General features: G+C 69.8%; 18 protein-coding genes and 1 pseudogene. 9 read left to right on the top strand and 10 right to left on the bottom strand.

The window, feature by feature from the left end:
- Nucleotides 1–36: 36 nt before the first annotated feature.
- The 4 genes and pseudogenes from AB0B91_RS06520 to AB0B91_RS06505 form a co-directional block, all read left to right on the top strand.
- Complete coding sequence (locus AB0B91_RS06520; RefSeq protein ID WP_358316620.1) at nt 37–267, top strand: hypothetical protein; 231 nt, start codon at nt 37–39, stop codon at nt 265–267.
- Nucleotides 268–355: 88 nt separating this feature from the next.
- Nucleotides 356–883 carry a MauE/DoxX family redox-associated membrane protein gene (locus tag AB0B91_RS06515; RefSeq protein ID WP_358316617.1) on the top strand — a complete coding sequence of 176 codons (528 nt, stop codon included), beginning with the start codon at nt 356–358 and terminating at the stop codon, nt 881–883.
- A 16-nt stretch (nt 884–899) separates the two neighbouring features.
- Nucleotides 900–1,460 (top strand): redoxin domain-containing protein, encoded by a 561-nt coding sequence (locus AB0B91_RS06510; RefSeq protein WP_358316614.1) that lies wholly within the window; start codon nt 900–902, stop codon nt 1,458–1,460.
- Nucleotides 1,457–3,019 (top strand): annotated as a pseudogene (locus tag AB0B91_RS06505) (ABC transporter ATP-binding protein); the annotation flags it as partial. The gene AB0B91_RS06510 and the pseudogene AB0B91_RS06505, both read left to right, overlap by 4 nt.
- A gap of 233 nt (nt 3,020–3,252) precedes the next feature.
- On the opposite strand, the gene AB0B91_RS06500 reads toward AB0B91_RS06505, so the two are convergent.
- Complete coding sequence (locus AB0B91_RS06500; RefSeq protein WP_358316611.1) at nt 3,253–3,690, bottom strand: S26 family signal peptidase; 438 nt, start codon at nt 3,688–3,690, stop codon at nt 3,253–3,255.
- A complete protein-coding gene (locus AB0B91_RS06495; protein WP_358317507.1) occupies nt 3,690–4,457 on the bottom strand; it encodes an AfsR/SARP family transcriptional regulator in 768 nt (255 codons plus the stop codon). The genes AB0B91_RS06500 and AB0B91_RS06495 overlap by 1 nt, the downstream gene beginning before the upstream one ends.
- Nucleotides 4,458–4,734: 277 nt before the next feature.
- Here AB0B91_RS06495 and AB0B91_RS06490 point away from each other — a divergent pair, with 277 nt between their 5' ends.
- The gene (locus tag AB0B91_RS06490) at nt 4,735–6,243 is read left to right on the top strand and encodes an MFS transporter (RefSeq protein ID WP_358316608.1); all 1,509 of its coding nucleotides are present in this window, start codon (nt 4,735–4,737) and stop codon (nt 6,241–6,243) included.
- Here AB0B91_RS06490 and AB0B91_RS06485 read toward each other — a convergent pair.
- From AB0B91_RS06485 to AB0B91_RS06450, 8 genes are all read right to left on the bottom strand, one after another.
- The gene (locus AB0B91_RS06485; RefSeq protein WP_358316605.1) at nt 6,234–7,391 is read right to left on the bottom strand and encodes an alpha/beta hydrolase; all 1,158 of its coding nucleotides are present in this window, start codon (nt 7,389–7,391) and stop codon (nt 6,234–6,236) included. The two genes, AB0B91_RS06490 and AB0B91_RS06485, sit on opposite strands and share 10 nt — an antisense overlap.
- 12 nt (nt 7,392–7,403) lie before the next feature.
- Nucleotides 7,404–8,822 carry a S41 family peptidase gene (locus AB0B91_RS06480; protein WP_358316603.1) on the bottom strand — a complete coding sequence of 473 codons (1,419 nt, stop codon included), beginning with the start codon at nt 8,820–8,822 and terminating at the stop codon, nt 7,404–7,406.
- Nucleotides 8,819–9,871, bottom strand: coding sequence for an ABC transporter permease (locus AB0B91_RS06475; RefSeq protein ID WP_358316600.1), 1,053 nt, complete (start codon nt 9,869–9,871; stop codon nt 8,819–8,821). The genes AB0B91_RS06480 and AB0B91_RS06475 overlap by 4 nt, the downstream gene beginning before the upstream one ends.
- Nucleotides 9,871–10,758 (bottom strand): ABC transporter ATP-binding protein, encoded by an 888-nt coding sequence (locus AB0B91_RS06470; protein ID WP_358316597.1) that lies wholly within the window; start codon nt 10,756–10,758, stop codon nt 9,871–9,873. The genes AB0B91_RS06475 and AB0B91_RS06470 overlap by 1 nt, the downstream gene beginning before the upstream one ends.
- Nucleotides 10,755–11,147 (bottom strand): GntR family transcriptional regulator, encoded by a 393-nt coding sequence (locus tag AB0B91_RS06465; RefSeq protein WP_219527009.1) that lies wholly within the window; start codon nt 11,145–11,147, stop codon nt 10,755–10,757. The genes AB0B91_RS06470 and AB0B91_RS06465 overlap by 4 nt, the downstream gene beginning before the upstream one ends.
- A gap of 75 nt (nt 11,148–11,222) precedes the next feature.
- Complete coding sequence (locus AB0B91_RS06460; protein ID WP_358316594.1) at nt 11,223–11,579, bottom strand: nucleotide pyrophosphohydrolase; 357 nt, start codon at nt 11,577–11,579, stop codon at nt 11,223–11,225.
- A 38-nt stretch (nt 11,580–11,617) separates the two neighbouring features.
- Entirely contained in the window at nt 11,618–12,262 is a 645-nt protein-coding gene (locus AB0B91_RS06455; RefSeq protein WP_358316591.1) for a response regulator transcription factor, read from the bottom strand.
- Nucleotides 12,259–13,407 (bottom strand): histidine kinase, encoded by a 1,149-nt coding sequence (locus AB0B91_RS06450; RefSeq protein WP_358316588.1) that lies wholly within the window; start codon nt 13,405–13,407, stop codon nt 12,259–12,261. The genes AB0B91_RS06455 and AB0B91_RS06450 overlap by 4 nt, the downstream gene beginning before the upstream one ends.
- A 133-nt stretch (nt 13,408–13,540) precedes the next feature.
- Between AB0B91_RS06450 and AB0B91_RS06445 the strand changes: the two genes are divergently transcribed.
- From AB0B91_RS06445 to AB0B91_RS06430, 4 genes are read left to right on the top strand one after another with little or no spacing between them, the layout of a single operon-like run.
- Nucleotides 13,541–14,644, top strand: coding sequence for an alpha/beta hydrolase (locus AB0B91_RS06445; protein WP_358316585.1), 1,104 nt, complete (start codon nt 13,541–13,543; stop codon nt 14,642–14,644).
- 26 nt (nt 14,645–14,670) lie between these two features.
- Complete coding sequence (locus tag AB0B91_RS06440; protein WP_358316583.1) at nt 14,671–15,114, top strand: MarR family transcriptional regulator; 444 nt, start codon at nt 14,671–14,673, stop codon at nt 15,112–15,114.
- Between the two features lie 13 nt (nt 15,115–15,127).
- A complete protein-coding gene (locus AB0B91_RS06435) occupies nt 15,128–15,925 on the top strand; it encodes an aminotransferase class IV (protein WP_358316580.1) in 798 nt (265 codons plus the stop codon).
- Nucleotides 15,926–15,957: 32 nt separating this feature from the next.
- Nucleotides 15,958–16,767: an alpha/beta hydrolase gene (locus AB0B91_RS06430; RefSeq protein WP_358316576.1), complete on the top strand. Its 810-nt coding sequence runs from the start codon at nt 15,958–15,960 to the stop codon at nt 16,765–16,767.
- Nucleotides 16,768–16,771: the final 4 nt, after the last annotated feature.

Raw genomic sequence — 16,771 nt, 5'->3', positions numbered from 1 at the left:
ACAGGGAGAAGATCGCTCTCTGTCTCGGGAGAAACCATGGTCCAAACACTCCAGCGGCTCGCCGGACGACTCGCCGACACCACGGTGAACGCCCTGCTGCCGAAGGCGACCGCCAACGCGGCAGCCTGTGTCAACTGCCCGTCGGTCGCGAACCGGTGCAACTACTTCTGCTGTGGTACCACCGCCTCGCGCATCCACCTGTACAGCTGCTGCATGAACAGCAGTCTTCACTGCACCTGCCAAGTAGAGATCTACGACTACTGCTGATCCGCTCACTTCCAGACGGACCGGGCCGGCGGCGCGATGCTCGTCCATCGGCCCGGTCACGTCAGTGACCCGCGGACCAGGAGGGATCATGCACTATCTCGCACTGCTGTCCCGCTGCTTGATCGCCGGCGTCCTGGTGCTGGCCGTGGTATCGAAGCTGCGCGGGCCGACGGACGTCGAGTCCGCCGTCAGCGAGCTGCTGAAGGTCGCACGGCAACCGGTCGGCCGCCGGCTGGTCCGGCTCCTCATTGCCGCCGAACTGGGTGTGGCGGCCCTCGTGATCGCGCCGGGTACGGCACCGGCCGGACTTGCCGCAGCCACCGTCCTCATGTGGGGCTTCGCCGCCTTCGTGGCGATGATCGTACGTCAGCGCCGACGGATCCCGTGCCCTTGTTTCGGACCGTCGCGGACCCCGCTGGGACCGGTGCACGTCGTGCGTAACGTCGCGCTGGGGGCGGTCGCGGCCGCGGGCGCGGCGGCCCTGGCGTACGCGCCCGCGACCGCGCTCCAGCCCGGAGAGGTCGTGGTGACGCTGATCGCGGCCGCGCTCGGAGTGTGTCTGGCCGCATTCTCCGACGACGTACACGCACTGTTCTCCGATCCGACCCGGACCTGACGAGAAAGGGGTTCTCGTGACCCTTCCTGAGGCCGTTCTGGCCGTGATTCTGGTGGCCAATCTGTTCCTGACCTTCGGCGTCGTCCGTCGGCTTCGCGACCACACCACGCGATTCGCAGCGTTGGAGAACCCGTTGGAGGGCGGCCTCGGCGTCGGCGAAACCGTGGCGGACTTTCACGCCGTCGCGACGGAGGGTTCCGCCGTCTCCGCCGCCGACCTGCACGACTCGGTCACCGTCGTGTCCTTCGTGGCCACCGGTTGCCACAGCTGCGAGGAGCAACTGCCAACGATCCGCTCCAAGGCCGACGACGCGGTGGCGGGCGGCGCGCAGTCGATGATCGTCGTGGTGAACGTACGGGCCGAGCGCGAGGAGGCCGACCAGCTCATCGCTGCCGTGGAAGGTCCCGGCACCGTGGTCGAGGAACCGCTCGGCGGGTCGATGCAGACGGCGTTCGGCGTCAAGCGGTACCCGAGCTTCTTCCTCGTCGGACCGGACAGGACGGTCATGGCCACGCCCGGGGCCGCGGACGCGCTGCCGACCGTGGAACTGCGGAGAACCGCAGAGCTCCGTTCATGATCGACGACGGAGCCCCCAGACGGTTCGCCACCGCGGCGGGCCTCGCCTGGCGGGCCGCCCCAGTGACGACGATCGTGGTGCTCGGCGCGACACTCGCGCTCGGTGCGAGCCCGGTGGGGGCCGCGCTCTGCGGCAAGCTGCTGATCGACCAACTGAGCTCCGGCGTCACGGGCCCTCCGACCACCCTGATCCTCCTCGCCGTGGGACTGGGTGGCGCGTTGCTGGTGAGCTATGTCGGCAACGCCGCCGTCAGCTACCTCGAGGACCAGCACGCGCGACGGCTTGAGATGATCGTGCAGGACCGGCTGTTCGGCAAGCTCAACAGCCTGCACGGGCTGGAACTGTTCGAGCGGCCCAATTTCCATGACCGGATTCAGCTGGCGCTGCGCGCCGGTCAGGGCGCTCCGCACCAGTTGGTCTGCTCGGCCCGCTCTCTGCTGCAGGGCACGATCCAGCTGATCGGGTTCGTAGGCGTCCTGCTGGCAGTCAGCAGGACCGCGGCGCTGCTCCTGGCCGCGGCCGCGATTCCGCGGCTGGCGGCCGAGCGGCGGCTGGCGAAGGACCGCGTCGGTCTGCTGGCGGCTCTGAGCCCGGTGCAGCGGCGCCAATACTTCTACAGCCGCTTGCAGTACGAGCCGCGGGCGGCCAAGGAGTTGCGCGTGTTCGGGCTGGGCGGGTTCTTCCAGGAGCGCATGCGGGCCGAGCTCGCGGCCATCCACGTTTCCCAGCGCGGGCTCGACCTGCGGATCCTGCGTGTACAGGTGATTCTGGACGCCGCGACGGTGGCGGCCATGGCGCTCGCGGTCTGGATCGTCGTCGCGGATGTGTCCGCCGCACGCGCAACGCCGGGCGACATCGCGATCATCCTCACCGCCCTGCCGGTAACGGCCAGCGCCGCCACGGCAGTGGTACACCAGTTGTCCGTCGGGTCGGAGGCCCTGCTGTCCATCGGCCATTACCTCGACATCATGGCCACGGACAACCACCGGCCGACCGCTGGTGGGGTCGCCGCACCCGAGCTCCGAAAGGAGATCGTCTTCGACGACGTGTGGTTCCGCTACGGCGACGATCTACCCTGGGTGCTCAACGGCGTGAGCTTCCGCATCCCCCTGCACCAGTCGGTGGCTCTCGTCGGCGTGAACGGGGCGGGGAAGAGCACCATCGTCAAGCTCCTGGCCGGGCTGTACCAGCCGACGAAGGGCCGCATCCTGTGGGACGGCGTCGAGGTGAGCCGGCTCGACCCGGCGTCGCTGCGCCGGCGGATCGGCATGGTGTTCCAGGACTACATGACGTACGACCTGAGCGCGCTGGAGAACATCGGCGTAGGCGACCTGGAGACGCGCTTCGATCTGGCACGGATCAGGGATGCGGCCCGGCTGGCAGGAGTCGACGGCGCCGTCGAGCGGCTCCCTCGCGGATACGACACCATGCTCAGCCTCGTGCACTTCAGCATGGGGGAAGAGGACGACAGCCCGGGAGTTCAACTGTCCGGCGGCCAGTGGCAGCGGATGGCGCTGGCACGGATGCTGCTCAGGAGCGACCGCGACCTTCTGATCCTCGACGAGCCGAGCTCGGGGCTGGATCCCGAGGCCGAGCATCAGGTCCATCAGGTGGTGCACGAACACGGCGCCGGCGTGACCCGCTTGCTGGTGTCGCATCGGCTCAGCGCCGTACGCATGGCAGATCACATTGTCGTGGTGGAGGACGGCAGGGTCTCGCAGACGGGCTCGCACGCTGACCTGCTTCGCACCGGCGGTCGCTACGCCGAGCTCTTCCGTATGCAGGCGGCCGGCTATCGAGACGAGGACGGGAGACCGGGAGCCTTCCCGACCATCGAGCCGACGACCGAGACGATCGGGACGGGGCCGAACTCCCTGGAGTCCAGGTCGGCACCCGCATCACCAAGCAGGTAAATGTGGCCGGCAGGCACGATTCTCCCATCCGGTTGGAGGTCACCGGCGACAGCGGAGACACGTTTGACGAGAAGCGCGGGGTTGGCGGCAGTGGTGGGCGGCATCCCGGGGAGGACCAGGCCGTCGGGCGCCCGGCACACCACGACGGCGTCCCGCTGGATTCGCCGGCGGCGCCACCGGGCGACGATCACTCGGTCCCCGTCGCGCAGCGTCGGCTCCATGCTGCCGCCGCGGACGGTGACGACCACGAGCGCCGCCCGTGCCACGACGATCGCGACTCCGGCCGAGATCACGACGCCGAACAAGACAGCCCACATCACAGCACCACCTCCGGCCGCATGGGCTTTGCCTCGGTCAGTTCGCAGTCATTGTCGAGAATACGAAGAAGGAGCCGCTGCAGCCACGGACTCGGTTCCACGCCGAGCTCCGCCACCAAATACGATCGCAGTTTGTAGAACACCTCGAGCGCCTCCGCCTGCCGATGGCTCCGATAAAGCGAGAGCATGAGCTGCGCGTGGAATTCCTCATTGAACGGATATTCGCTCACCATGACGCTGAGCTCGGGCGTGATCGCCCGATGCCGGCCCATTTCCAAATCTATGTCGAACCGCGCCGCCAACGCGCTGAGCCGCAACTCCTCGAGCCTGGTGCGCGAAACGACGATCTGCGGGGTCGCCGGTACGTTCGTCAACGCCTGCCCGCGCCACAGCGCCAGTGCCTCACCCAGCAACCGCCCCGCCGACGGCAGGTCACCGGCGGCCGAGGCCTTCCTTCCTGCGCAGATCAGTTGTTCGAACTGCGAGAGGTCGACATCACCCGCCTGCAGGCGGTACCCGTGGTCCACGGTCTCGATGTGCCGGTGGTGAGAGCGATCGAGCAGGCCACGCAGGCGCCAGACGTACCCGTGGACGGTCTTGCGCGCGCTCGGCGGCGGCCGATCGCCCCATAACTCCTCCATCATTCGCGTCACGCTCACCGGCCGACCGGCATTGATCAGAAGGACGGCGAGCACTATTCGCTGCATGGAAGCGGTTATTCTTATCGGCTCTTTCTGATCGACGATTTCCAGCGGGCCGAGCACCATGAAACGCACTGAAGCCTCCTTTGATCCCGAGGTGGTCTTGCCGACGCGAGCAACGGTGGCATCGTGGCGATCCTTTCTGGCAGATCTCTGGCAAACAGCCGCCGCATGAGACGTGAGATCAGAAGCGGCAGGCCCGCGGCCGGGTCGCCTGCGGTCACCCACTCCATGTTGACCGGCGGCCCCAGCACCCCAAAGCGCAAGGGAGCCACCTTAAGCGCACGAGAAGTGGATCTGAAGGCCGCTCCAGCACGGTGGACGCAACGGAAAGGGGACCATCATGAACACCCTCGCTGGACGCCGGGAATGGATCGGGCTGGGCGTCCTGGCCTCGGTCGCGCTGCTTCTCTCGCTCGACGTGAGCGTCCTGTACCTGGCGCTGCCGCACCTGAGCGCCGACCTGGGCGCGACCGCGCCGCAGCAGCTGTGGATCCTGGACATCTACTCGTTCATGCTGGCCGGGTTCCTGGTCACCATGGGAACGCTGGGCGACAGGATCGGCCGCCGCAGGCTCCTGCTGATCGGCGCCGCCTGCTTCGGCGTCGCGTCGGTCCTGGCCGCCTTCTCGGTCAGCGCCGAGATGCTCATCGCCACCCGTGCCCTGCTGGGCATCGCGGGGGCCACGCTGATGCCGTCGTCGATGGCGTTGCTGCGCAACATGTTCCGGGATCCGAAGCAGATGGGGACCGCGATCGGGATCTGGTTCAGCTGCTTCATGGTCGGCATGGCTCTCGGCCCCCTGGTGGGCGGCCTGCTGCTGGAGCACTTCCGGTGGGGGTCGGCGTTCCTGCTCGGCGTGCCGTTCATGGTGCTGGTGCTGGCCACCGGGCGGACGCTGCTGCCGGAGTATCGCGACCCGTCCGCCGGGCGGCTCGACCTGTCCAGCGTCGCGCTGTCGCTGTCCGCCATCCTGCCGGTCATCTACGGGCTCAAGGACGTCGCCAGGAACGGTGTCAACCCCACTGCCCTCGCCGCCGTCGTGTTCGGTGTGGCCGCGGGCGTGGTGTTCGTCCGCCGCCAGCGCCGCCTGGTCAGTCCGCTGCTCGACCTGCGTCTGTTCGGCAACCGCGCGTTCTCCGCCACGCTGGCGATCCTGTCGCTCGGTGGTGTGGTGATGTCGGGCACCACGCTGATGTCCACGACGTACCTGCAGACGGTCGCCGGGCTGTCGCCCCTGGCCGCCGGGCTCTGGCTAGTGCCGCAGAACCTCGTGATGATCGCCGCGCTGACCCTCGCCCCGGCCGTCGCCAACCGGTTCGGGACGGCGTATGTGATGGCGGCCGGGCTCGTGGTCAGCGCGGCGGGGCAGTTCCTGCACACCCAGGTGCCCAGCGTCGGCGGAACCTGGATGGTCGTGGCCGGGCTGATCCTGGCCTCCGGCGGGATCGCGCTGCCGATGGGCGCGGGCAACAGCGTGATCATGGCCGCCACCCCGGTGGAGAGGGCCGGTTCGGCGGCGGCGCTCTCCGAGACCTCGGGCGAGTTCGGGGTGGCCGTGGGCGTGGCCGTGCTGGGCAGCCTCGGGACCGCCGTCTACCGCGGCCAGTTGCCGGACACGCTGCCGGTGGAGGGTGCCCGCGAGAGCATCACCGCCGCCGTGACCGTCGCGAAGGATCTGCCCGGCGTACTGGAGATCGCCAGGGCCGCCTTCACCACCGGGCTGAACACGGTCGCCGCGGTCGGCGCGGTCGTCTTCCTCGTCCTCGCCGCCGTCACGATCGCGGTGCTCCGCCGGCACGACAGCCCCGCGCGGGAGGCATCGGCACTAGTGACGGGGCCTCACGACTGAGCGCAGGTCGCGGGGCAGAACTTGACCTCGGGGTAGCGCGAAGACGGCTTGTCCAGAAGGGGCTGCCGCTGCGACTTCAGGTGCTGGTCGAGGAAGGCCGCCACGTAGGTGCGGGTGAGCTCGGCGCCGCGCGCCGCGCCCAGGACGTCGGGGAGGGGTTTGATGCCGAGGATGCCGGACAGCAGCGGGCCGTCGGTGAAGGACTGGTGTTCCGCGCCTGTCAGCACGAGCCAGCGCTTCCACCCGGTCAGCAGCTTCCAGTCGCGGTCCCACGAATTGTCGGAGCCTCCGGAGACGTGCGGCGCCGAACCCAGGAACATGAACGGCCGGGTGAACCCGCTCTTGGGGATCCGGGCGTAAGTGGTGCCGTCCATGTCGATTCCGGCGCGCACTCGGGAGTCCTTCACCATGGCCGCCATGGCGGCGGCCCCGCCGATCGACTGGCCCACCATCGCGATTCTGGAGCGGTCGATCAGCTGAGAACCATCCCATTTCTTCGGCAACTGGTCGAGCACGAAGGAGACGTCGGCCGCCCGGCCCTGGGCCACCCCCGTGCCGAAACCCGGGTCCGTGTCACTGTCGCACGCGAGGCACTCCGCGACCCGACCGCCGGGGAAGGTCGTGGCGTAGCTCTCGTAGGTGTGGTCGATCCCGGCCACGACGTACCCTCGGCTGGCCAGGTCCTCGGCCAAGGACGTGAGGGTGCTCATCGGCTTGGTGAAGCCAGGGGAGAGCACCACCAGCGGCAACGTCTTCCCTGCGGGTTCGGCGTCTTTGATGGCGTTCGTCCGTGTCTTGCTCAGCGTGTCGGACGGCACACCCGCGATCCTCAAGCCCTTCAAGGTGAGCTCTGATTCCTTCGGCGTCATGTACGGCGCCCGCGGTCCGTCCCGTTGCTCGGTCGGATACCAGAGGGTGACCTTGAGCTCCCTGGCATCCACGTCGAGGTTCCAAGGATCGGGGCGGGAGGTGTCTTTCAGGTACAGGGCGGTGGTGCCGACCGGGTGGGCGCCGGTCGGGGCGGGCAGGGTGACGGGGCCGGTCGGGATGGGCGACGGGTTGGCGGCGGCCCGGGGCGGCGCGGGTGCGGAGCAGGCGGACGCGGCGAGGACGGCCAGTCCCGCGGCGACGGCCAGGAGCAGTCTCATGGAGAGGTCCGTTCACTTGTGCAACAAGGTCAGGGCCTTGGCCAGGGCGGGGTCGCGCCCGGCGGCCGCGTCCTTCGGGGTCAGGGGTACGTAGTGGTCGGGCGGCACGCCGATCCGGTCGATCACCTCGCGGTTGGGCCCCAGGTGATGCCTGGCCGGGAAGCCCAGCGCGGTGTTGTTACGCAGCAGGTACGACTGCGCCGGCCCGGAGATCACGCCGGCGGTTCTGGTGCCGACCAACTGGCCCAGGCGCAGGTCCTTGACCGCGGAGCTGAAGTGCTCGCAGGCCGAGGCGCAGCTGCGGTCGGTGAGCACCATCAGGGGCAGGCCGAGCAGCTCGACGGTGTCGTCGGTCCACGAAGTCTCGCACTTGCCGTCCACGGTGCACTGGTAGGCGGTGACCTTGCCGTGGCCGAACGCGCTCAGCAGCCGGATCGCCTCCGTGGGGCTACCGCCGCCGTTGCCGCGCAGGTCCAGCACGACGCCGGTGAGCGTCCGGCCGGTGCGCAGCCTGGAGATCGCCTTGAACACCCTGGTCGCGGAGTCGGGAGCGAACCCACGCAACCGCACATAGGCGATGCCGTCATCCAGCAGCTTCGACTGCACCACTTGCAGGGCGGCCAGGTCCCGCTGAAAGAGGCCGGGTTTGAGCGTTACGCTCCAGCGGCGGCTGGTGCTCTGCCGTAGGAGCCGCAGCCGGACGGGGTGCGCTTCCGGATATTGCGGGTAGAGGGCGGCGATCGCGGGGGTGGCCTTCGCGTCGATGAAGGGCGCCGATCCGTTGATCGATTCGATGATGTCGCCCGCGCGCAGTCCGGCGGCCTGCGCCGCGCCGCCCTGCACGGTGGTGACGAACAGTGGGGGGACCGCGACGCCGGGGTTGCCGTTCACCTGCGGGCCGTTGATGTTCGCCTGCAGACCCAGGCCGTAGCCGTCACCGTCGTAGTAGTCGGGCGGCCGCTTGGCGTCGTGCGACCAGCGGGCGTGGTTGTCGCCGAGGCCGGCCACCATCGCCTCAAGGGTGACGACGGCCAGCTTGTCACGCAGGTCCGGCACCTGATCGGTGACCTTCCGATAGACCCCCTCGAAGGCGGCCCAGTCGGCTTTGCGGTCGCCGGTCAGCGCGGGCATGCCGGCCTCGGGTACATCGCGCCCGTCGCGGTTGACCTCCTGGGTCAGGGCGACGAATCCGGCGGTCAGCAGTGAGCGGGCGTCCAGGGTGGCGCCGCTGTAGTAGTTGCCGAGGATGCAGAAGTACGCCTGCTCGATCACGTCGATCGTGGTGGGAGTCTCCGCCCCGGGCGCTCGCTGTGGCCGCGCGCAGACCGTACTGCCCGCCGTGCTCGCCTCGCCGCGCGGTGGCGCCGGTGCCGTGCAGGCCGCCGCCAAGAGGAGGGCGAGCCCGGCGGCCACGGTCCTGATGACGGTCATGACAGGCGCTTCCGGATCCACCAGAAGCACAACCAGGTGAGGCCGAGGGTGAGCAGGGCGTAGATCCCGGTCTCGATCCACTGGAAGGGCCAGAAGCGGTTAAGGGGCTGGTACGTCGCCTGCTGCCGGTAGCCGAGCCGGTTGATCTCCGCCGGGCACGCGCCCATGCCCTGCTGTCCCGACGGTGAGCAGGGTCCCGACGTCGTCGAGATCTGGACGAGCCCGACTCCGGGTTCGGGGCCGGCGACCGGACGTCCGGACGGATCGAGGATACCGCTGGACAGGACCCAGGCGCCCGCGTCGCCGGGAACAGAATTATTCAGGCGAACCTCCACATATCCGCCTCGCTCCCGGTTTATACCGAGGCCGTCCACGTTCGCCTCGCTGAGCTCGAAGGTCGAGGTGACCGGGGCCATCAGATGGGGCCGGACCAGCATCGGCATGGCGAGCTGGATCGCGACGAAGACTGCCAGGGTGATGGCCATGGCGGGCACCGTGCGGCGCACCATCATGCCCACGGTCACGCCCAGGACGAAGGCGAAGGCCGCGTACCCCAGCGGGGCGATGCCGCGCGCGCCGAACACCAGGGGAGCCATCAAGGCCAGGTCGCCCGGGGCCGACTTGTCCAGGGGACCGGACCACCAGGTCACCACGAGGCCGCACAGTCCGGCGGCGGCCGCGGCGACCAGGCCGGTGAGCCCGAGCTTGACCGCCAGCCAGCGGCCGCGGGTGATGCCCTGGTTCCACACCAGCAGGTGCGTGCCCGCCTCCAGCTCACGGGTGATCAACGGTGCTCCCCAGAAGAGCCCGGCGAGGGCGGGCAGGAGCAGCACGACCAGGGATAGGGCCATGAAGGGCGTGTCGTACTCACCGAAGAAGCGGTCGTAGAAGCGGCCGCAGGAGTCGTCCTGGACACAGCCGGCGATCCCGGTGGAATAGTCGGCCGCCAGTTTCGGGCCGGTCAGGGCCAGGACGACGGCGAGGATGACGAGCAGGCCGGCCATCATCACGGCCGCACCACGGAACTGGCGCCAGGTCAGCCAGATCATCACCGCACCTCCAGGGCGATTCGCCGGTCGTCGGCGGTGTGCTTCTCCATGTAGGCCAGGACGAGGTCTTCCAGGCTGAGCTGGCTGACCGTCCAGGCGGGGTCGTGAATCGGGGCGTCGGTACGGATCACGAACGTGCTCTGCCGGTCGGTGTGGCGCGCGGAGACGACCTGCTGGTCATCGGGGAGCCGGTCGGGATCGCGGCGCGGGCCGGTGAGCCGGTGATGGGTGGCCAGGAGCTTGTCGACCTCTCCCGCCACCTCGACGCGCGAGTCGACGAGCACGACCAGGAAGTCACAGACCCGTTCCAGGTCGGCGACCAGGTGGGAGGAGAGGACCACACTGAACTCGTGCTCGACGACCGCCTCCATCAGGCTCTGCAGGAACTCGCGGCGGGCCAGCGGGTCGAGCGAGGCGACGGGCTCGTCCAGGATCAGCAGTTCGGGCCGTTTGGCCAGGCCCAGGGTGAGGGCGAGCTGGGCGCGCTGGCCGCCGGACAGCTTTCCCGCCCGCTGGTTGGGATCGAGACCGAGCAGTCTGATCCGCTCCCGTGCCAGCGCGGCGTCCCAACGGAGATTGAGCCGGGCCCCCAACTGCAGGTGGTCGGCGACGCTCAGCCCGGCGTAGACGGGGGTGTCCTGGGCGACGAATCCGACCTTGGCCAACTGCGCGGGACCGCCGGCGGGACGGCCGCCCAGCACCTTGATGCCGCCCGTCGTGGGCTCCAGCTGGCCGCTGGCCAGCTTCAGCAGCGTGGTCTTGCCGGCTCCGTTGGGACCCACCAATCCCACGACGTGCCCGGCGGGGATGTCGATGGTGCAGTCGCGCAGCGCCCAGCGCCTGCCGTATCTCTTGCCCAGGCCCTGGGCTTCCAGGACGGTCTTCACGCTATGTCCTCCTGAGCGGTGGTCCGAAAGGTGGTCATGAAGAGGGCCTCGATGCTCTCGTCGTCGAGACCGGCTCGGCGGGCCTTGGCCAGCCAGCGCCGTAGTTCGAGCCGCAGCGGACCGTGCGCGGCCAGGGAGGTGTCGGTGAGCGTCGCCGTCACGAACGTCCCCACCCCTGGCCTGGCTGCGGCCAGGCCCTCGTGTTCGAGCTCCCGGTAGGCCTTCAGGACGGTGTTGGGGTTGATCGCCAGTTGCGCCACGGCCTCCTTGACGGTCGGCAGCTGATCGCCTTCGCGCAGCAGGCCGAGCCGTAGCGCGTGCCGTACCTGCTGGACGAGCTGCAGGTACGGCGAGACTCCTGACTTCGTATCCAGATGAAACTCGATCACCGGCTACTCCATTTATCTAGTGCTCTAGTACTTTAGGCACCTGTATGTATGGAGTCGGTAAAGAGCCGGGGCGCGTTACAGGTCGAGGGGCGGGGCCTTTCTGGCGGAGCCGCGATAGAGGTCGGCGTCGTAGCGCTTCTCGCCCTCGTCGAGCTTGGCGTAGGCGGCCGCCACCAGGTCGACGCCGAGCACGTCCGCGAGCCGCACCAGGTATTGCGTCACGTCGGCGAGCTCCGAACGCACCCTGGCCAGGGTCTCGGGGTCGAGGTCGGCGGATTCGGCGGGGGTGAGCCACTGGAACTCGGCCAGCAACTCCCCCGCCTCCCCGGCCAGCGCCATGGCGAGGTTCTTCGGCGTGTGGAACTGCTCCCAGTCGCGCGCCCGCGCGAACTCCCGCAGCCGTTCGGCAAGTGGTCCCAACTCGTTCGTCACGCCTGACGACCTTATCGGGGCGGCCCCATCGGGGCGGGTCAGAGATCGGCGTCGTGGACGAGGATGGCGGCCTGGACGCGGTTGGTCAGGCCGAGCTTGGCCAGCACCCGGCTGACGTGCGCCTTGACCGTCGCCTCCGAGAGGCGGAGGTCGCGGCCGATCTCGGCGTTCGACAGGCCGCGGGCCAGGGCTCTGATCACGTCCTCCTCCCGGCCGGTGAGCGAGGCGAGCCGCCTGCGGGCCGACTCCGATCGCGAGGGCGCCTTGTCGACGAACGCGTCGATCAGCCGCCTGGTGACCGACGGGGAGAGCATGGCCTGGCCGGCGGCCACCGTACGGACGGCGGCGGTCAGGTCTCTGGGCGGGGTGTCCTTGAGCAGGAAGCCGACCGCGCCGAGCCGCAACGCCTCGTGGACGTACTCGTCCAGGTCGAACGTGGTCAGCATGACCAGCTTGGGCGGGTCCGGGGTGGCCAGCACGCGGGCGGCGGCGGTCAGGCCGTCGGTGCCGGGCATGCGCACGTCCATGAGCACCACGTGCGGCCTCAGCCGGGCCGCCGCTCCGACGGCCTCCTCGCCGTCCCTGGCCTCGCCCACCACCACGATGTCGTCGGCCGTCTCCAGGATCATCCGCAGCCCGGACCTGACCAGGGCCTCGTCGTCCACGACCAGCACCCGGATCATGCCGTGGCCCGTACGGGGATGGCGGCCGTGACGCCGTAGCCGCCCTCCTGCCGGGGGCCCGCCTGGAGCGACCCGCCGAGGAGCTCGACCCGCTCACGCAGCCCCGCCAGCCCCCAGCCCGCTCCGGGCAGGGCCTGCTCCGCGCCCGGCGCATCGGCGGTTCCGCGGTTCAGCACCTCGACCTGGAGAGTGCCGTTCAGGAAGCGGACATGGACGTCGGTGTGCGCGTCGCGGGCGTGTTTGTGCACGTTGGTGAGCGCCTCCTGCACCACGCGGTAGGCGGTCCGTTCGACCGTCAGGCCCAGCGCGCGCGGTTCGCCGTGGTCGTGCCTGCGCACCGAGATGCCCAGTTCGCGCGACTGGTCGAGGAGCCGGTCGAGGTCGGCCAGCGTGGGCTGCGGGCTCAGCTCGGCGGGCTGCTGGTTCGAGCGCAGTACGCCGAGCAGCTCACGCAGGTTGGCCAGCGCCTCCCGGCCGATGCCGCCGATCATGGACGCCGTACGGGCCGTCGGCTCGTCGGCGGTCCGTACCTCCAGCGCCCCGGCGTGCAGCACCATCAGCGAGACCCGGTGCGCGACGACGTCGTGCATCTCCCTGGCGATGCGCGCCCGCTCCTGGGCCCTGGCCTGCTCGGCCCGCATCACCTGCTCGCGTTCGAGCCGGTCGGCCCGCTCTCTGGCGGCGGCCAGCACGTCGCGCTTCGCCCGGGTCCAGAGCCCGTACATGAACGGCAGCCCTACCAGGGCCATGGCCATCAGCGCCACGTTGGCGCCGGTCGCGGTGACCATCTCCCGGCGCCCGCCGATCAGGTCGCCGACGATGACGGCCGAGGCGAACGCCACGGCGGTCCCGCCCAGGTAGATCGTGACGCCACGGGTGCCGCGCAGCGTCGTACCCGCGTAATAGGAGGCGACCATCAGCGGCGGCCACATCACCAGCCACACGTAGAAGACGGCACCGAGCAGGGCGAGCGGCCACCATGCCCGCCGCGCGAACCACGCCGCCACGCCCGCCGCGGCCGCCGTCACGACGAACACCGGGGACGTCATCCCGCCCGTCTGGTCGAACGGCACCGCGGACGACACGAACACGCCCACCCCGAGCACCACGGGCAAGCCGCCCTCGATCCGTCTGCTCACCTGCATGTTCTTCAGCGTAGGGCCCGGCGCCGGGCCGCCACCCGAGTCGATCGTCGATCCGGACCGCTACGAAAGGAGGGGGTGCGGGTCGACTTCCAGGTCAAGCCGGGCCGGTGGGTCCGGGCCCAGGCTGGCCCACATGAAACGACACCTCTTCGTCGCCCTCGGCGTGGCCGGCGCCCTGCTGGCGACGCCGTCCGTACAGGCGCGGGCCGCGACCGGCACCGCGTTGCCCGCGCCCACCGGGAAGTATCCCGTAGGGCTGGCCTCCCTGCATCTGGTCGACGCCGATCGTCCCGATCCGTGGGTGCCGCAGGACGGGTCGCGGCAGCTCATGGTCTCCCTGTGGTATCCGGCCGCCAAGGCGGGCACACGGGCGGCCCCCTACGTGACGCCGCAGGAGTCGGCGCTGATCGTCAAGGACTATCCGAACGTCCCGGCCGACGCGCTGGCCAAGACCCGGACGTACGCCACGCTGGACGCGAAGCCGCTCACCCGCCGCCAGGGCCTGCCGCTCGTGCTCGTGTCGCCCGGCTTCTCCTTCCCCCGCGCGACGATGACCTCGCTGGCGGAGGACCTGGCCAGCAAGGGGTACCTGGTCGCGGCCGTCGAGCACACCTACGAGTCGGCGGCCACCACGTTCCCCGACGGGCGGACCACCACCTGCGCGGCATGCGTGGGAGAGAACAACGAGGAGAAGGGGATCGCGGTCGCCAAGAGCCGGGTGAAGGATCTGTCGTTCGTGCTCGACCGGCTCACCGCGAAGTCCGGGTGGGGACGGCTGGTCGACAGGTCGCGGATCGGCATGGTCGGCTTCTCGGCGGGCGGCAACGCGACCCCGCAGCTCATGGCCGCGGACAAGCGGGTGCGGGCCGGGGTGAACCTCGACGGGAGCTACAACCCGAAGCAGCCGACAACGGCGATACGCGGGCCGCTCCTCATGATGGGCACCGAGCAGAACCACACGCCGACCGGTGACCAGTCGTGGGCCGGCTGGTGGCCGAAGGTGCAGGGCTGGAAGCGCTGGCTGTCGGTCGCGGGCACGGATCACGGCTCGTTCACCGACTACGCGGTGATCAGGCCGCAGGTGGGGCTGCCCGCCCCGGCGCTCGACGGTGAGCGCTCGGTGTCGATCACCCGGACGTACGTCGGCGCCTTCCTCGACCGGCACCTGCGCCAGGAGCGGGAGCCGCTGCTGGACAAGCCGTCGAAGGACTTGCCCGAAGTGAAGTTCTGGCCCTAGATCGGTTCGGCGGTATCGTGCCTGAGGTGAACGGGGTCGAGTTGTTCCTGCTCGGGCGGACGCTGATGAAGATCGGCGAGGAGGCCATGCCCACCGAGGGCATCGGCGAGCATTCCACCAGCATCCGGACGGTCCTCATCGTGGTGAGCGACATCCGGGAGCATCCCGACACCTCCGTGGGCGAGGTCGCGGCCCGTACCGGTCTGCCGCAGAGCGCCGTCTCCGCCGCCGTCGCCCGGCTGAAGACCGTGGGCGCCCTGGAGACCATGACCGATCCCCGGGACCGGCGGCGCTCTCTGATCAGGGAGTCGCCGCAGGTTTCGGACCGGGTCTCGGAGGTACGTGCCGCGCCTGTGGACGACGCCGTGGCCGCGGCCCTCGACACCGACGACCGGCAGGACATCGCCGAGACCGTCGCCCTGCTCGAGGAGCTCGCCCGGCGCCTCATCCCCAGGACGCTCAACCGCTAGCCGGAACAGGGAGTTGATCGACATCGAACGCACCGTGATCGACGGCAAGCTCGCCGAGGCGCCGGAAGTGACGCTGGCCGTCTCGGCGAGATACGGACACTTCACCGCGATGCAGGTCAGGCAGGGCCGGGTACGCGGCCTCGACCGCCACCTCGACCGGCTCGACCGGGCCACCGAGGAGTTGTTCGGCCGTCCGCTCGACCGCGCGCTCGTCGTCGACTCCATCAGATCGGCCCTGGGCCTGGACAGCGGGCTCGGGGCCGGGCCTGACGCGTCCGTGCGGGTGTACGTGTGCGAGGTGGCCCAGTTGCACGTGCTGGTGACCGCCACGGCTCCCGTCGAGATCGCCACCACTCCGCAGAGCCTCAGATCGGTCCGCTACCAGCGTTTCCTGCCGCACATCAAGCACACGGGCGGCTTCCCGCAGGGCTACCTCGGGCGGCGGGTGGAGGCCGAGGGCTTCGACGAGGCGCTGCTCACCACGGACGACGGGGTGATCTCCGAGGGTTCGATCACCAATCTGGGGTGTTACGACGGCAACCGGGTGATCTGGCCGGACGCGCCCATGCTGCACGGCATCACGATGCAGCTCATGGAGGCGGGGCTGACGCGGGCGGGCGTGCCGTACGAGAGCCGGGTGCTGCGGGTGGAGGACCTGCGGGACTTCCCTGCGGTGTTCCTGACGAACTCGCGCGGCGTCGTGCCCGTGGGGCGGGTCGACGACGTGACGCTGAAGGTGGACGAGAGGGCGGTGGGCCGCCTGATCGGCTACTTCGAGGGAATGCCCTGGGAGAAGATACATCATTCTTGATGCATCAAATTTGATGCGTTATGGTGGTGGTCATGAACTCAGGCATGTTGCGGGTGGACGGCGCGAACCTCTACTTCGAAGTGCGGGGCACCGGTCCTGTCCTGCTGATCTCCCAGAGCGGCGAGGGTGACGCCGGACGCAGCGTGGACCTCGTGGACCAGCTCGTCGCCGACCACACAGTGATCACGTACGACCGGCGCGGGCTCTCGCGCAGCATCCCGGACGACCCGGCCGGGGGCGCGACCGTCGAGCAGCACGTCGACGACGTCCGCCGCCTGCTCGATCACCTGACCGGCGAGCCGGTGACGATGCTGGGCCTGAGCTTCGGCGCCACCATCGGGCTCCACCTGGTCGCGAGCGGCCGGTTGAGCAGGCTGATCGCGCACGAGCCCGTCTCGCCGTGGCTGCTGCCCGCCGACGAGTGCCTCGGCCACCAGCGGGAGCTCGCCGACGGTCAGGAGATCTACCGGCGCGACGGCCTGCCCGCCCTGCTCAAGGAGATCGGCAGGGCGCTCGGCATCGACCTCGCCGCCCGGGACGTCGAGCCGGACCTGACCCCGCAGCCGATGACCGAGCAGCGGGCCGCCAACTTCCACTATTTCGTGGAGCACGACTGGACGGCGGCCATCGCCGACCGGCTGGACCCGGCCACGTTGAAGGGCGCCCCGATCGTGCCCGTCGCCGGTCGCACCACCCCGCACACGGTCTTCGACTACCGGTGCGCGGAGGAGCTGGCGCGGCTGCTCGGCACCGACCTCGTGCACTTTCCGGGCGGGCACAACGGCAACACCTCGCACCCCAGGGCGTACGCGGCCCGGCTCCGCGAGGTCCTCGCTCAGTGAATCC

Source organism: Nonomuraea sp. NPDC049141, assembly GCF_040648415.1.
GTDB lineage: Bacteria > Actinomycetota > Actinomycetes > Streptosporangiales > Streptosporangiaceae > Nonomuraea.
The sequence above is the reverse complement of the archived record's forward strand: the minus strand, read 5'-3'. Positions and strand labels throughout refer to the sequence as shown.